This is a genomic window from Streptomyces sp. NPDC051677 (assembly GCF_044453465.1).
GTDB lineage: Bacteria > Actinomycetota > Actinomycetes > Streptomycetales > Streptomycetaceae > Streptomyces.
The window spans coordinates 65,219-82,501 of the sequence record NZ_JBITCT010000015.1 but is presented as its reverse complement, the minus strand read 5'-3'; the positions used below and the strand labels follow the sequence as shown (position 1 = coordinate 82,501).

Sequence of the window (17,283 nt, the reverse complement as noted above, 5' to 3'; positions counted from 1 at the left end):
GGCTCCTGAGTCCTACTGGTCGATTTCCTGGGCGGGCTGCTGGTCCTTGACCGAGGGATGCACGGCGACGACGATCCGGTGGTCCCGTCCGCCCTCCGCGTCGGGCGCGTCGTACTTGCGGATCAGCGCGCTCACCCCGGCCGTCAACTCCTCGATGAACGCGGCCCGTTCGGCCGCCGAGGCGAAGCGCACCTCGCCGTCCAGCGCGTACGTGGCGAGCCGCTTGCGGGCCTTCGCGGCGCCGGTGATCAGCGAGCCGACGTCCCGCACCAGCCGGGCGCCGAGCGCGAGCAGCCAGCGCGCGGACAGCTGGTCCCGGAAGCGGTCCGGATCCGGCTGCACGGCGGCGAGCGCGAGCGGCGAGATCACGTACGACGCAGCGGTCGCCCGCATCAGCCGCTCGGTGACGTTGCCCTTGCGGCGCTCGCCGGCCAGCTCGACCAGGCCGTGCCGCTCCAGCGCCTTGAGGTGGTAGTTCACCTTCTGCCGGGGCAGCCCGACCTTGCCGGCCAGCATCGCGGCCGACGCGGGTCCGGCGGCGAGCTCGGCGAGCAGCCTGGCCCGTATGGGGTCCAGGGAGACGGCTGCGGCCTCGGGGTCCTCGATCACGGTGACGTCCAGCATGCGTCCACCGTCTCACCGAATACTTTTTTTGTCCAGGACAATTGAGTGTTCGGGGGCGGGGCGTCGGCGCCGGAACGGGTTCGGCCCGGCACCCTCCTGTCAGGTGCCGGGCCGAACCCGTTCTCCTTGCGCCGTGCGCGCGCCTTGGCCGGTGGTCAGCGCCTGGCCCGTCGCCTCCCGAGCCACCCGGCCGCCACGAGGGCCACGCCCGCCGCGCCCACGATCACGATCGGCCGCGGGTGCCGCATCGCGAACCGCACGGGCGCCCGGACCGGGGCGGGGACCCGGTGCTCCACGGCGTGACCGGCGTGCGCCGCCCGGTCCTGGACGGTGTGGACGGTGTCGCCGGCGCGGATCGCGCGCTCCTGCACGTGGTGTCCCGCCTGGGATACGTGGTACCCCGCCTGGGACGCCGTGCTGCGCAGTTGCACGGTCATCGCTCCGGCCCGGTCCATGAGGTCGGCGGCGCGCGCCCGGGTGCGCCCGCGCACGTCCGCCTTGGCCGCCAACTCCTCGACCGTGGCACCGAGTTGGTGCCTGGTCTGCTCGATCTGCCGCCGCAGGTCCGCAGCTGCTGTCCTGTCCGTCATCGGTGCGCCCTTTCCCTGATCTCCTCGACGTCGGCCCGGACGCTGCCGAGGGTCTCCTCGGGAGTGGGCGGCGCGGCCCGGCGCAGTTGGGTGCGGCCGGCCGCGGCCAGCACGCCGGCGATCGCGAACAGCACCGCCGTCACGATGAGCGCCGCCGCCCAGACGGGCAGCGTCAGCGAGAGGGCGGCGACGGCCGCGCCGGCGAGGCCGAGCAGGCCGGCGTAGGCGAACGCGCCCGCGGCGCCGAGCAGGCCGCCACCGCGCCCGGCGCGCCGCCCCTTCTCGGCGAACTCCTCCTTGGCGAGGGCTAGTTCCTGCCGTACGAGCCGGGAGAGCTGCTCGGTGGCCCGGCCGACGAGTTCGCCGACGCTGTGGTGCCCGTCGTCGCGGACGTGGTCGCGGACGGGCCGGATCTCCGTGGTCCCGGTCACGGGGTTCCGCCTCCTCTCGGTTCCGGTCCTGTGGGTTCTCCGGTCCTGTCGGTTCTGGCACTGTCGGTTCCGGAGACATCCGGGTACCCCGGCCGGAGTCCGTTACCCCTGCGGGGCGACCCCGGGACCGGGCCCGCCGAGCCTGGCCGGCCGGCGCCGGAACCGGTCGGGGCAGTCCTGCAACGGGGCCCCCTCCGCGGCGAGTTCGGGCACGGACACGACAGCGACACCCTCACGACTTCGTAGAAACCCTTACCGATACCTCGTACGAAATTTAAGTGGAGCTTCGCCGTGGCCCGGCCGAGACTACCCCCATGGCGACCACATCCTCCGCTCCCCCTCCCTTCGGCCGCGCGCTCTGCGCGATGATCACGCCCTTCACCGGGTCCGGCGCGCTCGACCTGGACGGTGCGCAGCGGCTCGCCGACCGGCTGGTGTCGGCCGGCTGCGACGGGCTGGTGCTCTCCGGGACGACGGGCGAGTCGCCGACCACCTCCGACGCCGAGAAGGCGGAGCTGGTGGCGGCGGTGCGGGAGGCGGTGGGCGAGCGGGCGTCGGTCGTGGCGGGCGTGGGGACCTTCGACACCCGCCACACCGTCCACCTCGCGACGGCCGCCGAGAAGGCCGGCGCGGACGGCGTCCTCGTCGTCAGCCCGTACTACAGCAGGCCCCCGCAAGACGCCCTGGAGGCGCATTTCCGGGAGATCGCGGACGCGTCCGGGCTGCCGGTCATGCTGTACGACATCCCCGGCCGCACCGGTGTCCGGATCGAGCCCGACACCCTGATCCGGCTCGCCGAGCACCCCCGGATCGTCGCGGTCAAGGACTGCTCCTACGACTTCCTCGGCGCGCAAAAGGTGCTCCGCCGCACCGGGTTGGCGTACTACGCGGGCTGCGACGAGCACAATCTCGCGCTGTACGCGGTCGGTGCGACGGGCTACGTCAGCACGGTCGCCAACGTGGTTCCCGCCCAACTCCGCGCCGTCCTCGACGCGTTCGACGCGGGCGATACCGCCGAGGCCGCCCGGCTCCAGCAACGGGCCACAGAACTGGTGGAGTTGATGATGGCCTCGGGTCTGCCCGGCGCCGTCACCGCCAAGGGTCTCCTCGGCGCCCTGGGCCTGCCGGCCGGCCCGGTCCGCGCACCGCTGCGGCCCGCCGACCAGGAGACGGTCGACGGGCTGCGCGCGGCCTACGAACGGCTGGTGGGCTGAACCGCCCGGTGGATGCCCGGTGGATGCCCAGTGGATGCCCGGCGAGGGCCAGTCAGCGGTCAGCGGTCAGCGGTCAGCGGTCAGCGAAGATCGGCTCCCAACGTCCCGGGGTGTCGACCTCGGTGGAGCGGTAGCCGCTGAGCGGCACGACCTTCTCGCTGTCCGGTGTCACCAGCACCAGCCGCTGGCGGGACTCATCGCCGTCCGGGCTGTCATCCCAGGCGACGAGCGAGGAGTCGTCCGCCCAGGCGAGCAGTTGCCGGCCGTGCGTCTCGGTGACCTTCTTTCCGGTGAGGGGGTCGAGGATCCAGGACGACGTCTTGTACTTCTCGCCCGCGAAGTCGCCGGCGAGGCGTTTCCCGTCCGGGGAGAGACCCGCCGGAACGTACCAGGACACGTACTTCTCGGCGGCCGGCTGGTCGGCCCCGGAGCCCTTGCGGTCGACGCACAAGTAGCCCGGGGGCATGGGCATGTCGGCCCAGACACGGCTGCCGTCCCGGCTGAAGGCGAAGTCCTGACGGCTGTTGACGCGGACGGACGCCAGCCGGTCCACGTCGGGGCCGACCTCGGTCCAGGAGTCCTTCCCGGAGACGACGTCGAGGATGTGGAAACCGGTTCGGTACGACTTCTCCGAATACGGCATCCAGCTGTCGTCGCCCGGCCACTTGACCCGCAGATCGGGGTTGCGGCTGTAAGTCGTCGCAAGGAGTTCCCGTCCGTCGCGGGAAAAGGCGAGTCCGCCCACGGGGTGGTCGACCGCTATCCACCGCTTGACCTCGCCGCTGGCCAGATCGAGGAGACCGATCCGGCGCGCGGGGAGGTTCTGCTCCAGTACGGCGGCGGTCTTCAGCCCCGGGGCGACGGCGACCCATGACCACCGGGTCGTCTTCACGTACTTCTGCGTCGCCGGGTTGAGCAGCCAGTACGTCCGGACCGCCACCGCCTCGTCGGCGGACCGCCGGACGAGAGTCGTGCCGTAGTACGCGGCCAGCGCGGTCCGGCCGGCGGCGATCATGTCGCGCGGGGGCGACTGGTCCGGGTGCGGGGAGATCCGGTTCGGCGCGGTGACGTCCGCCGGGCGTACGTCCGTAGTGCCGCCGGAGTCCAGCATCGGCACCGCCGCGGTGACGGCGACCACGGCGGCGGTCGCGGCGGCGACGGCTACCAGTCGGCGGGTACGGCGGCGCCGGCGCACGGCCAGCACCCGGTCGGCGAGCCCGGCCCTGGCCGGCTGCTGCCCGTCGGCCAGCTCGCGCAGGGAGTCGCGCACGACTTCGTCGACGTTCACGGACGCACCTCCACGGGCGAGAAGTCACGGGACGACGCCTGCTCGGCGTCCGCGGGGCCGAGGGCGGCCAGTTCGGGCGCGAGGGCGCGCAGTCGGGCGAGGGAGCGGTGGGCGGTGGACCGTACGGTGCCCACGGAGACGCCCAGCAGGGCGGCGACCTCGGCTTCCGGCAGGTCCTCGAAATAGCGCAGGACGAGCACCGTGCGCTGACGCGCGGTCAGCCGGGACAGGGCCGCGCGCATCACCACGCGCAGGTCGGCGGCCGAGGAGGCGTCCGGGCCGGCTCCGCCGTCCGGCGGCTCGGCGACGCTCACCTCGCGTCGCGGCCACTTCAGACGCCACCGGCTGATCTGCTGACGATAGAGGACCTGGCGTACGTAGGCCTCGGGCTCGTCGATGCGGCGCCAGCGGCCCGCGGCCTTAACCAGGGCGTTCTGGAGCAGGTCCTCCCCGGTGTGCCGGTCGCCGCCGCTGAGCAGGACGGCCGTCCTCAGCAGGGCCGGCGACCTGCTGTCCACGAACTCCCGGAAGCTCTCCAGCGCTTCGGCATCCATCGTCACCTTCTCTTCCCCCGGGAGCGGACCCGGCTGTCCGGTCCCTGTGCCCCTTGTGACGCGCGGGGTCCGCCCCCGCTATGCCCACGGCCCGCGGGTAATTCCGTCGGGCGTGCGGCCGTGCTGTCGTACGGTGAGCGCATGAGTCGGCCGGTGCTCTACCTCGATGTCGACGGTCCCCTGAACCCGTACGCCGCCAAGCCGACGAAGCGGCCGGTGGGCTATACGACGATCAGGGCGTCTGTGGGCCGTGCGGGGCCGCTGCGGGTCTGGCTGCACCCCGGGCACGGCGCCGCCCTGCTCCGCCTCCCCTACGACCTGTGCTGGGCCACGACCTGGATGGCCGAGGCCAACCGCTGGATCGCCCCCGTGATCGGGCTGCCCGAGCTTCCGTACGTCGACTTCGGCGCGGTGCTGTTCGCCCATCGGCCCGACGGCGTCCACTGGAAGACGGAGGCGATCGTCGCCCACGCGGCGGGCCGCCCCTTCGCCTGGGTGGACGACGAGCAGTCCCCCGCCGACGCGGCCTACGTCACCGCCCACCACCTCGCCCCGGCCCTGCTGCACCACGTCGACCCCCGCGTCGGCCTGCGCGAGGAGGACTTCGCAGCACTGGCGGAGTTCGCGGCGGGACTGCCCACATGACACAGCGCCCTTCCGCGGTGGGCGGGAGGACGCTGCGCGTGTCAGACGCGGTCGATGCGGTCGGTACCGGTTGCGGCTGTCAGTTGTGGCTGTGCAGGATTTCGTTCAGGCCGCCCCAGACCGCGTTGTTCGGGCGGGCCTCGACCGCGCCGGTGACCGAGTTGCGGCGGAAGAGGATGTTGGAGGCGCCGGAGAGCTCGCGGGCCTTGACGATCTGACCGTCGGGCATCGTGACCCGGGTGCCCGCGGTGACGTACAGGCCGGCCTCGACGACGCACTCGTCGCCCAGCGCGATGCCGACGCCCGCCTCGGCGCCGATGAGGCAGCGCTCGCCGATGGCGATGATCACGTTGCCGCCGCCGGACAGCGTGCCCATCGTGGAGGCGCCGCCGCCGATGTCCGAGCCGTCGCCGACGATGACGCCCGCGGAGATGCGGCCCTCGACCATCGAGGTGCCGAGCGTGCCCGCGTTGAAGTTGACGAAGCCCTCGTGCATGACCGTGGTGCCCTCGGCGAGGTGGGCGCCGAGACGGACCCGGTCGGCGTCGGCGATGCGGACGCCCTTCGGGGCGACGTAGTCCGTCATGCGCGGGAACTTGTCGAGGGAGGTGACCTGGAGGTGCAGGCCCTCGGCGCGGGCGTTCAGGCGGACCTGCTCGACGGCGTCGACGGCGACCGGGCCGAGCGAGGTCCAGGCGACGTTGGCGAGGAGGCCGAAGATGCCGTCCAGGCTCTGCCCGTGCGGCTTCACGAGCCGGTGCGAGAGCAGGTGCAGACGCAGGTAGGCGTCGTGCGTGTCGATCGGCTTCTCGTCGAGGGAGGAGATGACCGTGCGGACCGCGACGACCTCGACGCCCCGACGGGCGTCCGGACCGATCGCCTTCGCCGCGCCCTCGCCGAGCAGCTCCACGGCCTTCTCGGCGGACAGGCGCTCGGTGCCGGACGGGCCGGGCTCCGCGAAGAGCGCGGGCGCGGGGAACCAGGTGTCGAGAACGGTGCCGTCGGCGGCGATGGTGGCGAGGCCGGCAGCCGCGGCGCCGGTGGTGCGGGGAGCAGTCGTGTCGGTCATACGGGCAACCTAACCGGCGGGGGGCCGCCGAGGCCAACCCGCACAGCGGTGTCTCAGGGGGCGGGCTGCGGACCCCGCCGACCTGGTCCGTTCACCCGGGTCGGGGCCATGAGCCGCGCCAGCGCCTCGCGTGCGTACTCCTCGTCGTAGGGCGCGTCCGTCAGCAGCACCTGCAGACAGATCCCGTCCATCAGCGCGACCAGCGCGCGTGCGGTGAGGGGGTCGGTGCGGGGGGCGAGGAGGGCGGCGAGGTCGTCGGCCCACTCGGCGGCGACGGGGCGCAGCGCCGGGCGGCGCAGGGCGGCCAGGTAGAGCTCGTACTCCAGCTCGACGCCGGTGCGGTCGCCCGCCAGCCATTCGCCGAGCAGCCCGGCCAGTTCGGCGGGCAGGTCGACGCGCGGGTCCGTCAGTCCGCCGCGCGAGGCGACGGCCTTGGTGAATCCCTCGCCCGCCTGCCGCAGGGCCGCCGTCATCAACTCGTCGAGGGTGGCGAAGTGGTAGGTGGTGGAGCCGAGCGGCACGTCCGCCTCGGCGGCGGCCGAGCGGTGACTCAGCCCGGCGAGCCCCTTCTCCCCGACGACCCGGATCGCCGCGTCGATGATCCGCTGGCGCCGTTCGGGGTCGTAGCGGCGGGGCATCAGTGCGCGCCCCCGAGGTTCAGCACGACGACTCCCCCGACGATCAGCAGGATGCCGACGGCCTTGGTGGGCGTCAGGGCCTCCCTGAACAGGGCCAGGCCCAGGACGGCGATGGCCGCGGTGCCGACCCCGGCCCAGATCGCGTACGCCGTACCGATCCCCACGGTCTTCAGCGTCTGGGCGAGGAGAAGGAAGGAGACGACGTAGCCGACGGCCGTGATCAGCGAGGGCCAGAGCCTGCTGAATCCCTCGCTGTACTTCATGGCGGTCGTCGCCGCCACCTCGGCGGCTATGGCGCCGACCAACGTCACATATCCCATGTGTACGATCGTACACAACGATGCGTACACCCGTACACATGAGCCTCCATGATTTGAAAGCGTTATAGAAAGCGCTCCACCAAACGGCTGAACGCGAGCCACAGGTTCCACTACTGTTTCACCGTTCACACACCGGGCCATCGCAGCCGCGGCCACCGTCAGGGAAGTGCCGCTGGAGGAACAGCGCATGCCAGAAAACAAGTCCCGGCCGTCCCAGGACCAACCCTGGGAGAACGGCTGGGCCCCGGACACCTCCCGGGCACCCGGAACACGACGTCTGTGGTTGGCCGGCGCTCTCGCCGTGGCCACCATCGTGGCGTGCGTGACCGCAATCGCCTTGAACGACAAGCCTGTCGACGAGAAGAACACGGAAGCTCGCGAGGGACAGACACTGTCGGACGGCGAGACGGCGGGCGGGCTGATCTCCTTCGCCACGCCCTCCGCGAGCGGGTCGGCGAGCCCGACGGGGAGCAAGCCGAGCACGTCCGCGACCACGTCGCCGACGCCCTCGTCCTCGTCCTCCCCCAGGCCGCAGGGCAGTTCGTCTCCGCACGCCTCGGCCAAGCCGCCGGCGCCGCCGGCGCCGAAGCCGTCCAGCCCGGCGTCGTCCGGCTACGAGCGGTCGGTACAGGCGGTCAACTACCCCGACCGCTACTGGCATGTGAGCGACGGTCTGGTGCGACTCGACGCGCCGGGCGGCTCGGAGTCCCGCGAGGACTCCACCTTCACCGTGGTCAAGGGGCTGTACAACAGCTCCTGTTACACGTTCAAGACGCACGACGGCAGGTACCTGCGCCACCGCGACTTCATCCTGCGCGCCGAACGCAACGACGGCTCCACGCTGTTCAAGCAGGACGCCACCTTCTGCGCGGGGTACTCGGGGTATTCGGGCGGGATGCTGCTCCAGTCGGTGAACTACCCCAACTACGCGCTGCGTCACAAGAACTTCCAGCTGCGCCTGGACCCGTACGGCTACAACACGACCAACCGGCAGGACTTCGTGTTCCGCCTCGTCGACGGCCTCGGCTGAGCGCGGTCCGCGCCGCATACAGGTGTGGCCCCCCGGCAGCTGCCGGGGGGCCACACCTGTCAGGCCGTCAGACGTTCGTCAGACGTTGAAGCCGAGCGCGCGCAGCTGCTCGCGCCCGTCGTCCGTGATCTTGTCCGGGCCCCACGGCGGCATCCAGACCCAGTTGATGCGCAGCTCGTTGACCAGGCCGTCGGTGGCGGACTTCGCCTGGTCCTCGATGACGTCCGTCAACGGGCAGGCCGCGGAGGTCAGGGTCATGTCGATCGTCGCGATGTTCGCGTCGTCGATGTGAATGCCGTAGATCAGCCCGAGGTTGACCACGTCGATGCCCAGTTCGGGGTCGACGACGTCGTACAGCGCCTCGCGGAGTTCTTCCTCCGAGGCCGGCTTCATCTCAACGGTCTCGCTCATGCCGTCTTCCTTTCGGCGTCGGCTCCGCCCAGGGCCTGGGCCGTCGCGTCCTTCCATGCCATCCAGCCGAGGAGGGCGCACTTGACCCGGGCCGGGTACTTGGAGACGCCGGCGAACGCGACCGCGTCCTCCAGCACCTCCTCCATCGCGTCGTCGGGCTCGATCCGGCCCTTGGACTGCATCAGCTCCAGGAACGTCTCCTGGATCCGCTGCGCCTCGGCCAGGTCCTTGCCGACCAGGAGGTCGTTCAGGACGGACGCGCTCGCCTGGCTGATGGAACAGCCCTGGCCCTCGTAGCTGACGTCCTCGATCGTCGTGCCGTCGTACTTCACGCGCAGGGTGATCTCGTCGCCGCAGGTCGGGTTCACGTGGTGCACCTCGGCATCGCCATCGCGCAGACCACGCCCGTGCGGGTGCTTGTAGTGGTCCAGGATGACTTCCTGGTACATCGAGTCCAGCTTCATGCGATCCCTCGCCAACCCCTCAGCCGAAGAAGTTCCGTACGTGCTCCAGACCGTCGACCAGAGCATCGATCTCGGCCGGCGTGGAGTACAGATAGAACGACGCTCGCGTGGTCGCCGGAATTCCGTAGCGCAGGCACACGGGGCGGGCGCAGTGGTGGCCCACCCGGACCGCGATGCCCTGCTCGTCCAGCACCTGGCCCACGTCGTGCGGGTGGATGTCGCCGAGCGTGAAGGAGATCGCCGCGCCCCGGTCCTCGGCCGTGGTCGGGCCGATGATCCGCAGGTCGGGGACCTCGCCGAGCCGCTTCACCGCGTACTCGGTGAGCGCGTGCTCATGGGCGAGGATCTTGTCCATGCCGATCGCGGACAGGTAGTCGATGGCCGCGCCCAGCCCGACCGCCTGCGCGACCGGCGGGGTGCCCGCCTCGAACTTGTGCGGGGCCGGCGCGTAGGTCGAGGAGTGCATCGACACGGTCTCGATCATCTCGCCGCCGCCGAGGAACGGAGGAAGGTCCTCCAGCAGCTCCTGGCGGCCCCACAGGACGCCGATGCCGGTCGGGGCGCACATCTTGTGGCCGGTGAAGGCCACGAAGTCGGCCTGCAGCGCCTGCACGTCCAGCGGCATGTGCGGCGCGGCCTGCGAGGCGTCGATGCAGACGAGCGCGCCGACCTCCTGCGCCCGGCGCACTATCGCCTCCACCGGGTTCACCGTGCCCAGGATGTTCGACACCAGCACGAAGGAGACGATCTTCGTCTTCTCCGTGATGATCTCGTCGATGTCAGACAGGTCGAGGCGGCCGTCGTCGGTGAGGCCGAACCACTTCAGCTTCGCACCCGTGCGCTGCGACAGCAGCTGCCACGGCACGATGTTGGAGTGGTGCTCCATCTCGGTGATGACGATCTCGGTCTCGGAGTCCACGCGGTAGGGCTCGTCGGCCCAGCCCAGCATGTTCGCCACGAGGTTGAGCGACTCGGAGGCGTTCTTGGTGAAGATCACCTCGTCGCGGCTCGGCGCGTTGATGAACGACGCGACCTTGTCACGCGCGCCCTCGTACAGCGCCGTGGCCTCCTCGGCGAGCACATGCACACCGCGGTGGACGTTGGCGTTGTAGCGCTCGTAGTACTCGTTCAGGGCGTCCAGCACCTGGCGCGGCTTCTGCGAGGTCGCCGCGTTGTCCAGGTACACGAGCTTCTTACCGTCGTGGATCTGTCGGTCCAGGATGGGGAAGTCCTTGCGGAGCGCCTCGGTGTCGAGGAGACCCGGCAGCTGCGTCACGCTGATACGCCACCCTTCGTGTATGCCTCGTAGCCCTCTTCCTCCAGCTTGTCGGCGAGTTCGGCGCCGCCGGACTCGACGATCCGGCCCGCGGAGAAGACGTGGACGAAGTCGGGCTTGATGTAGCGCAGGATGCGCGTGTAGTGCGTGATCAGCAGGGTGCCGACCTCGCCGGTCTCGCGGACGCGGTTGACGCCCTCGGAGACGACCCGCAGGGCGTCGACGTCCAGACCGGAGTCCGTCTCGTCGAGGATCGCGACCTTCGGCTTGAGCAGCTCCAGCTGGAGGATCTCGTGGCGCTTCTTCTCACCGCCGGAGAAGCCCTCGTTGACGTTGCGCTCGGCGAAGGACGGGTCCATGGAGAGGCGCTCCATGGTCTCCTTGACCTCCTTCACCCAGGTACGCAGCTTGGGGGCCTCGCCGCGGATGGCCGTGGCGGACGTACGGAGGAAGTTGGAGACCGAGACGCCGGGGACCTCGACCGGGTACTGCATCGCCAGGAACAGGCCCGCGCGGGCGCGCTCGTCGACGGACATCTCCAGGACGTCCTCGCCGTCGAGCAGCACGGTGCCGCCGGTGATCGTGTACTTCGGGTGACCCGCGAGCGAGTAGGCGAGGGTCGACTTGCCGGAGCCGTTGGGGCCCATGATGGCGTGCGTCTCGCCCTGCTTCACGGTCAGGTCGACACCCTTGAGGATCTCCTTCGTGGCGTTGTCGGCCTCGACGGTGACGTGCAGGTCTCGGATTTCAAGCGTTGCCATGGGTGCCTCAGGACTCCTGGGTGAGGGAGACGAGCACGTCGTCCCCTTCGATCTTTACGGGGTATACGGGGACGGGGCGCGTCGCGGGGAGGCCGGACGGCTTGCCGGTGCGGAGGTCGAAACTGGAGCCGTGCAGCCAGCACTCGATCTGGCAGTCCTCCACCTCGCCCTCCGAGAGCGAGACGTTCGCGTGCGAGCAGACGTCGTGGATGGCGAACACCTCCCCCTCCGTGCGGACGACCGAGACCGGCGTGCCGTCGAGTTCCACCCGCTTCGGGGTGTCCTCCTCCAGCTCGCTCAGTCCGCAGGCGCGTACGAAGGCCGTCATCAGACCGTGGCCTCCAGCTCGGTCTCGATCCTGGCGAGCAGGCGCTCCTCGATGTCGTCGACACCGATCTGCTGGACCAGTTCGGCGAAGAAGCCGCGGACCACCAGGCGACGGGCCTCGTCGGCCGGGATGCCGCGGGCCATCAGGTAGAAGAGCTGCTCGTCGTCGAACCGGCCGGTGGCGGAGGCGTGCCCGGCGCCGACGATCTCGCCGGTCTCGATCTCCAGGTTCGGCACGGAGTCGACCCGGGCGCCGTCGGTCAGCACCAGGTTGCGGTTCATCTCGTAGGTGTCCGTGCCCTCGGCCTTGGCCTCGATGAGCACGTCGCCGATCCACACCGCGTGGGCGTTGTCGCCCTGCAGGGCGCCCTTGTAGACGACGTTGGACTTGCAGTGCGGGACGTTGTGGTCGACCAGGAGGCGGTGCTCCTGGTGCTGACCGGCGTCCGTGAAGTACAGACCGAGCAGCTCGGCCTCGCCGCCGGTGCCGGCGTAGGAGACCCGCGGGTGCAGCCGTACGACGTCGCCGCCGAAGGTCACCACGACCGACTTGAAGCTCGCGTCCCGCCCGATGAGCGCGTTGTGCTGGGCCACGTGCACGGCCTTGTCGTCCCAGTCCTGGACGGAGACGACGGTCAGCTTCGCGCCGTCCCCGAGGATGTAGTCGACGTTGGCGGCGAGCACGGCGTCACCGGTGTGGTCGATGACGACGACGGCCTCGGCGAAGGCGCCCAGCTCGATGACCTGATGGCCGTAGGCCACCCCGCCCTCGCCGTGCACCGCGACGCGGATCGGCTCGGTGAGCACCGTCTCCTTGGGGACGGTGACCACGCCGGCCTTCTCGAACGCGGAGTACGCCTGGGCGGCGACCCGGTCCACGGGGGCGCCGGCCTTGCCGAGCCGCTGGTCGTCACGGTCCACGAGTTCGACGGTGACGCCCTCGGGGGCCTCGACGGCGACCTTCACGCCCTCGCCGGTCGCGACGGCGGTGCCGTCGTGCAGCCCGCGCAGCCGCTCCAGCGGCGTGAACCGCCATTCCTCCTCGCGGCCGTGCGGGACCGGGAAGTCCGCCACGTCGTAGGACGGGGGCGCGCTCATGCGCGTGGCGACGGTCGACTCGGCGGCCACCGCGATCTGGCCCGCGGTGGTGGAGCCCACGGGGATGTTCTGAGCCTCAGCCATGGCTGTCGGTCTGCTCTCTTCCTACGTCAGAAATTGCTGGCTGCTGTGGGGGCGGGGCTTAGCCGACCGCGCCTTCCATCTGCAGCTCGATCAGCCGGTTGAGCTCGAGGGCGTACTCCATGGGCAGCTCCTTCGCGATGGGCTCGACGAAGCCGCGCACGATCATCGCCATCGCCTCGAACTCGCTCAGACCACGGCTCATCAGGTAGAAGAGCTGGTCCTCGGAGACCTTGGAGACGGTGGCCTCGTGGCCCATGGACACGTCGTCCTCGCGGACGTCCACGTAGGGGTACGTGTCGGAGCGGGAGACGGTGTCGACGAGCAGCGCGTCGCACAGCACGTTGGACTTGGAGCCGTGGGCGCCCTCGCCGATCTCGACGAGACCACGGTAGGACGTACGACCGCCACCGCGCGCCACGGACTTCGACACGATGTTGGAGGAGGTGTTCGGCGCCATGTGGACCATCTTGGAGCCGGCGTCCTGGTGCTGCCCCTCGCCCGCGAAGGCGATGGAGAGGGTCTCGCCCTTGGCGTGCTCGCCCATCAGGTAGACGGCCGGGTACTTCATCGTCACCTTGGAGCCGATGTTGCCGTCGATCCACTCCATGGTCGCGCCCTCGTACGCCACGGCGCGCTTGGTGACCAGGTTGTAGACGTTGTTCGACCAGTTCTGGATGGTCGTGTAGCGGCAGCGGGCGTTCTTCTTGACGATGATCTCGACGACCGCGCTGTGCAGCGAGTCCGACTTGTAGATCGGGGCCGTACAACCCTCGACGTAGTGCACGTAGGCGCCCTCGTCGACGATGATCAGGGTGCGCTCGAACTGGCCCATGTTCTCCGTGTTGATGCGGAAGTAGGCCTGGAGCGGGATCTCCACGTGCACGCCCTTCGGCACGTAGATGAAGGAGCCGCCGGACCACACGGCCGTGTTCAGCGACGCGAACTTGTTGTCACCGACCGGGATGACGGTCCCGAAGTACTCCTTGAAGAGCTCCGGGTGCTCCTTCAGAGCGGTGTCCGTGTCGAGGAAGATGACGCCCTGCTCCTCCAGGTCCTCGCGGATCTGGTGGTAGACGACCTCGGACTCGTACTGGGCCGCGACACCGGCGACGAGGCGCTGCTTCTCCGCCTCCGGGATGCCGAGCTTGTCGTACGTGTTCTTGATGTCCTCGGGCAGGTCCTCCCAGGACTCCGCCTGCTTCTCCGTGGAGCGCACGAAGTACTTGATGTTGTCGAAGTCGATGCCCGAGAGGTCCGAGCCCCAGTTGGGCATGGGCTTCCTCTCGAAGAGCTTCAGGCCCTTGAGGCGCAGCTTCGTCATCCACTCCGGCTCGGACTTCTTGTCGGAGATGTCCTTGACGACGTCCTCGTTGATGCCGCGCTTGGCAGAGGCGCCGGCCGTGTCGGAGTCGGCCCAGCCGTATTCGTACTTGCCCAGGCCCTCGAGTTCGGGGTGAGCAGTCTCCGTGGGGAGAGTCATGCGGGGTTCCTCCCGGCCGTGCTTGCAGATGCGTTGTGGGTGGCTGTGGAAACTTTGGGGATGAACGTCGTGCACACGCCGTCGCCGTGGGCGATGGTCGCCAGTCGCTGGACGTGCGTGCCGAGCAGCTGGGAGAAGATCTCGGTCTCCGCCTCGCAGAGCTGCGGGAACTTTTCCGCGACGTGGGCGACGGGGCAGTGGTGCTGGCACAGCTGCTCGCCGACCGGTGCGCTACGCGCCGTAGCAGCGTACCCGTCCGCACTCAGGGCCTTGGCCAGGGCTTCGGTCCGCTCCTCGGGGGCGGCGGCCTCGATGGCCTTGCGGTACGCGGAGGCCTGCTCGGCGATCCTGGCGCGGGCGAAGGCGACGACCGCCTCGTCCCCGCCGAACCGCTCCTGGATCCAGCGCAGGGCGTCCGCGGCGAGCTTGTCGTAGGACTGGTCGAAGGCGTCACGGCCGCAGTCGGTGAGGACGAAGACCTTGGCGGGGCGACCGCGGGTCCGAGCCCCGTACACCCGCTGCTCGCGGGCCTGAACGACGTCGTCGGCGACCAGCGCGTCGAGGTGGCGGCGGACGGCGGCGGGGGTGAGCCCCAGCCGTCCGGCCAGCTCGGTCACGGTCGACGGCCCGTGGTCCAGGATGGATCGCGCGACCCGGTTGCGTGTGGAACGCTCCCCGGTCGCGAGCTCCTCCTGAGAGGTGCCCGTGGGGGCCTCCCGAACCTCGCCGACGTTTTTCACAACGCCATTGTTGCGTAATTCCTCAGAGGCAGGCAAGCCGCGCCCGGACGGCCGGACGGTGCCCTGCGTCACTTAGGCATACCTAATCTGACCTGGGGAAACGATCTTTGATCGATCAAAGCGAGGCGGCCGGCCGATTAAATCACTGGCTCCCCAAGACCCCTTCGGGGACACTGCCGGACCATGCCCACACCCCCTCCCACCGGCCCACTTGTCACCCGGACCACCCTCACAGCAGATCTGCGCGCGCTGGGTGCCGAACCCGGAGAAATCCTCCTCGTCCACTCCTCGCTCAGCGCACTCGGATGGGTCAGCGGAGGCGCCGTCACGGTCGTGCGCGCGCTGCTGGACGTACTCGGCCCGGACGGCACTCTGGTGGTCCCGACCCAGACCGGGGACCTGTCCGATCCGGCGGTGTGGCGCAATCCGCCCGTGCCCGAGGAGTGGTGGGAGACGATCCGGGCCACCATGCCCGCCTACGACCCCCTCGTCACCCCCAGCCTCGGCGTCGGCGTGATCCCGGAAACGGTCCGCACCTGGCCCGGCGCGCTGCGCAGCGCGCACCCGCAGACGTCCTTCGCTGCCGTGGGAGCCCGGGCGGCCGAGGTCGTGGACGGGCACGCGCCGAACTGCCGGCTCGGAGAGCACAGCCCGCTGGCCCGGCTGGAGCAACTGGGCGCGCGGGTGCTGCTCCTCGGCGCCGGATACGACGCGTGCACCAGCTTCCACCTCGCCGAATACCGGATACCCGCCCCGCTCGTGAACGTGGGCCGGCCCGGCGCTGACGGCTGGGAGCGAGTGACCGAGGTGTCGATCGACTCCGACCGGTTCGACGAGCTCGGCCATGATTTCGAACGCGATCGTGACGTCGTGCGGGGCGCGGTGGGCGGGGCCGACGCACGGCTGTTTCCGGTCGCTGAGGCCGTGGCCTACGCCGAGCGCTGGCTGCCGCTGCACCGGTCCCGCGAGAGCGAGATCTGAACCCTTGCGGCCCGGAACCCGTCGCACATGGCCACTTCCCGTACCCCCCGGTCTGGTCGCCCGTCCACGAACCTAGACTCTTGAGCCATGCGAACTGAGCCTGTCGTCCGGGTCCAGGCCCTGGTGAAGCGGTACGGGACGAAGACGGCGGTGGCCGGCCTCGACCTGAGCGCCCGTCCGGGCGTCACCGCCGTCCTCGGACCCAACGGCGCCGGCAAGACGACCACGATCGAGACCTGCGAGGGGTACCGCAGGCCGGACTCCGGCACCGTGCGCGTCCTCGGCCTCGACCCGGTGAGACAGGCCTCCGACCTGCGCCCCCGCATCGGCGTGATGCTCCAGTCGGGCGGTGTCTACTCCGGCGCCCGGGCCGACGAGATGCTCCGGCACGTGGCGAAGCTGCACGCGCATCCGCTGGACGTCGACGCCCTCGTCGAACGCCTCGGCCTCGGCTCCTGCGGCCGGACGACGTACCGGCGCCTGTCCGGCGGCCAGCAGCAGCGGCTCGCGCTGGCGATGGCCGTCGTCGGCCGCCCGGAACTGGTCTTCCTGGACGAGCCGACGGCCGGCCTCGACCCGCAGGCCCGCCGCGCCACCTGGGACCTCGTCCGGGACCTGCGCGCGGACGGCGTCTCGGTCATCCTGACCACCCACTACATGGACGAGGCCGAGCAGCTCGCCGACGACGTCGCGATCATCGACGCGGGCCGGGTCATCGCCCAGGGCTCCCCCGATGAGCTGTGCCGCGGCGGCGCCGAGAACACGCTGCGCTTCACCGGCCGCCCCGGCCTCGACGTGCAGTCCCTGCTCAAGGCCCTGCCCGCCGACAGCTCCGCCGCCGAGCTGACCCCGGGCTCCTACCGGGTCATGGGCAAGATCGACCCGCAACTGCTGGCGACGGTCACCTCGTGGTGCGCACAGCACGGGGTGATGCCGGACCGCATCTCAGTGGAACGGCACACCCTCGAAGACGTCTTTCTGGAGCTGACCGGCAAGGAGTTGCGCTCATGATCCCAGCTCACACACGCCTCTGCTGGGGGTCCGGGGGTCATCCCCCGGGCAGGCACAGCCTGGAGCTGACCGGCAAGGAGTTGCGTTCATGATCCCAGCTCACACACACCTCTGCTGGGGGGCCGGGGGTCATCCCCCGGGCAGGCACAGCCTGGAGCTGACCGGCAAGGAGTTGCGCTCATGATCCCAGCTCACACACGCCTCTGCTGGGGGTCCGGGGGTCATCCCCCGGGCAGGCACAGCCTGG

21 protein-coding genes are annotated in these 17,283 nt (G+C 70.4%); 5 read left to right on the top strand and 16 right to left on the bottom strand.

Going from position 1 to position 17,283, the window contains the following annotated elements:
* Nucleotides 1-12: 12 nt before the first annotated feature.
* The 3 genes from ACIBAF_RS19610 to ACIBAF_RS19600 all read right to left on the bottom strand — a co-directional run bounded on the left by ACIBAF_RS19610 (nt 13) and on the right by ACIBAF_RS19600 (nt 1,645).
* Complete coding sequence (locus ACIBAF_RS19610; RefSeq protein ID WP_399464466.1) at nt 13-624, bottom strand: ArsR/SmtB family transcription factor; 612 nt, start codon at nt 622-624, stop codon at nt 13-15.
* A gap of 155 nt (nt 625-779) precedes the next feature.
* Nucleotides 780-1,214 (bottom strand): DUF3618 domain-containing protein, encoded by a 435-nt coding sequence (locus tag ACIBAF_RS19605; RefSeq protein WP_399464465.1) that lies wholly within the window; start codon nt 1,212-1,214, stop codon nt 780-782.
* On the bottom strand, nt 1,211-1,645 hold the full coding sequence (locus tag ACIBAF_RS19600) for a phage holin family protein (protein WP_399464464.1): 435 nt from the start codon (nt 1,643-1,645) through the stop codon (nt 1,211-1,213). The genes ACIBAF_RS19605 and ACIBAF_RS19600 overlap by 4 nt, the downstream gene beginning before the upstream one ends.
* 314 nt (nt 1,646-1,959) lie before the next feature.
* Here ACIBAF_RS19600 and dapA point away from each other — a divergent pair, with 314 nt between their 5' ends.
* Nucleotides 1,960-2,859 carry a 4-hydroxy-tetrahydrodipicolinate synthase gene (gene dapA / locus ACIBAF_RS19595; protein WP_399464463.1) on the top strand — a complete coding sequence of 300 codons (900 nt, stop codon included), beginning with the start codon at nt 1,960-1,962 and terminating at the stop codon, nt 2,857-2,859.
* A 73-nt stretch (nt 2,860-2,932) separates the two neighbouring features.
* On the opposite strand, the gene ACIBAF_RS19590 is transcribed toward dapA, so the two are convergent.
* Both ACIBAF_RS19590 and ACIBAF_RS19585 read right to left on the bottom strand, forming a co-directional pair.
* The gene (locus ACIBAF_RS19590; protein WP_399464462.1) at nt 2,933-4,147 is read right to left on the bottom strand and encodes a WD40 repeat domain-containing protein; all 1,215 of its coding nucleotides are present in this window, start codon (nt 4,145-4,147) and stop codon (nt 2,933-2,935) included.
* A complete protein-coding gene (locus ACIBAF_RS19585; protein WP_399464461.1) occupies nt 4,144-4,701 on the bottom strand; it encodes a SigE family RNA polymerase sigma factor in 558 nt (185 codons plus the stop codon). Before ACIBAF_RS19585 ends, ACIBAF_RS19590 begins: the two co-directional genes overlap by 4 nt.
* 141 nt (nt 4,702-4,842) lie before the next feature.
* On the opposite strand from ACIBAF_RS19585, the gene ACIBAF_RS19580 reads away from it, so the two are divergent.
* Nucleotides 4,843-5,346 carry a hypothetical protein gene (locus tag ACIBAF_RS19580; protein ID WP_399464460.1) on the top strand — a complete coding sequence of 168 codons (504 nt, stop codon included), beginning with the start codon at nt 4,843-4,845 and terminating at the stop codon, nt 5,344-5,346.
* Nucleotides 5,347-5,425: 79 nt separating this feature from the next.
* Here the strand turns inward: ACIBAF_RS19580 and dapD are convergent, their stop codons facing one another.
* From dapD to ACIBAF_RS19565, 3 genes are read right to left on the bottom strand one after another with little or no spacing between them, the layout of a single operon-like run.
* Nucleotides 5,426-6,415 (bottom strand): 2,3,4,5-tetrahydropyridine-2,6-dicarboxylate N-succinyltransferase, encoded by a 990-nt coding sequence (gene dapD / locus ACIBAF_RS19575; RefSeq protein ID WP_399464459.1) that lies wholly within the window; start codon nt 6,413-6,415, stop codon nt 5,426-5,428.
* A gap of 53 nt (nt 6,416-6,468) precedes the next feature.
* Nucleotides 6,469-7,053, bottom strand: a complete 585-nt coding sequence (locus ACIBAF_RS19570) for a TetR/AcrR family transcriptional regulator (protein ID WP_399464458.1) — start codon at nt 7,051-7,053, stop codon at nt 6,469-6,471.
* Complete coding sequence (locus ACIBAF_RS19565) at nt 7,053-7,373, bottom strand: DMT family transporter (RefSeq protein ID WP_399464457.1); 321 nt, start codon at nt 7,371-7,373, stop codon at nt 7,053-7,055. The genes ACIBAF_RS19570 and ACIBAF_RS19565 overlap by 1 nt, the downstream gene beginning before the upstream one ends.
* Nucleotides 7,374-7,560: 187 nt before the next feature.
* Between ACIBAF_RS19565 and ACIBAF_RS19560 the strand changes: the two genes are divergently transcribed.
* Nucleotides 7,561-8,403, top strand: coding sequence for an AbfB domain-containing protein (locus ACIBAF_RS19560; protein ID WP_399464456.1), 843 nt, complete (start codon nt 7,561-7,563; stop codon nt 8,401-8,403).
* Nucleotides 8,404-8,481: 78 nt separating this feature from the next.
* Here the strand turns inward: ACIBAF_RS19560 and ACIBAF_RS19555 are convergent, their stop codons facing one another.
* Genes ACIBAF_RS19555 through ACIBAF_RS19520 form a run of 8 tightly spaced genes read right to left on the bottom strand, consistent with a single transcriptional unit; the run spans nt 8,482 to nt 15,044 of the window.
* On the bottom strand, nt 8,482-8,814 hold the full coding sequence (locus ACIBAF_RS19555) for a metal-sulfur cluster assembly factor (protein ID WP_037743875.1): 333 nt from the start codon (nt 8,812-8,814) through the stop codon (nt 8,482-8,484).
* The gene (sufU, locus tag ACIBAF_RS19550) at nt 8,811-9,278 is read right to left on the bottom strand and encodes a Fe-S cluster assembly sulfur transfer protein SufU (RefSeq protein ID WP_399464455.1); all 468 of its coding nucleotides are present in this window, start codon (nt 9,276-9,278) and stop codon (nt 8,811-8,813) included. The genes ACIBAF_RS19555 and sufU overlap by 4 nt, the downstream gene beginning before the upstream one ends.
* A 19-nt stretch (nt 9,279-9,297) precedes the next feature.
* On the bottom strand, nt 9,298-10,554 hold the full coding sequence (locus ACIBAF_RS19545; protein ID WP_399464454.1) for a cysteine desulfurase: 1,257 nt from the start codon (nt 10,552-10,554) through the stop codon (nt 9,298-9,300).
* On the bottom strand, nt 10,551-11,315 hold the full coding sequence (gene sufC / locus ACIBAF_RS19540) for a Fe-S cluster assembly ATPase SufC (RefSeq protein ID WP_319338477.1): 765 nt from the start codon (nt 11,313-11,315) through the stop codon (nt 10,551-10,553). Before sufC ends, ACIBAF_RS19545 begins: the two co-directional genes overlap by 4 nt.
* 7 nt (nt 11,316-11,322) lie before the next feature.
* Entirely contained in the window at nt 11,323-11,643 is a 321-nt protein-coding gene (locus ACIBAF_RS19535) for a non-heme iron oxygenase ferredoxin subunit (RefSeq protein ID WP_079663081.1), read from the bottom strand.
* Nucleotides 11,643-12,824, bottom strand: coding sequence for a Fe-S cluster assembly protein SufD (gene sufD, locus ACIBAF_RS19530; protein WP_399464453.1), 1,182 nt, complete (start codon nt 12,822-12,824; stop codon nt 11,643-11,645). The genes ACIBAF_RS19535 and sufD overlap by 1 nt, the downstream gene beginning before the upstream one ends.
* A gap of 58 nt (nt 12,825-12,882) precedes the next feature.
* Nucleotides 12,883-14,304, bottom strand: a complete 1,422-nt coding sequence (gene sufB, locus ACIBAF_RS19525; protein WP_399464452.1) for a Fe-S cluster assembly protein SufB — start codon at nt 14,302-14,304, stop codon at nt 12,883-12,885.
* The gene (locus ACIBAF_RS19520; RefSeq protein ID WP_399464451.1) at nt 14,301-15,044 is read right to left on the bottom strand and encodes a helix-turn-helix transcriptional regulator; all 744 of its coding nucleotides are present in this window, start codon (nt 15,042-15,044) and stop codon (nt 14,301-14,303) included. Before ACIBAF_RS19520 ends, sufB begins: the two co-directional genes overlap by 4 nt.
* Before the next feature lie 183 nt (nt 15,045-15,227).
* Here ACIBAF_RS19520 and ACIBAF_RS19515 point away from each other — a divergent pair, with 183 nt between their 5' ends.
* Complete coding sequence (locus ACIBAF_RS19515) at nt 15,228-16,025, top strand: aminoglycoside N(3)-acetyltransferase (protein ID WP_399464450.1); 798 nt, start codon at nt 15,228-15,230, stop codon at nt 16,023-16,025.
* An 87-nt stretch (nt 16,026-16,112) separates the two neighbouring features.
* Nucleotides 16,113-17,036, top strand: coding sequence for an ABC transporter ATP-binding protein (locus tag ACIBAF_RS19510; RefSeq protein ID WP_399464449.1), 924 nt, complete (start codon nt 16,113-16,115; stop codon nt 17,034-17,036).
* Nucleotides 17,037-17,283 lie beyond the last annotated feature (247 nt).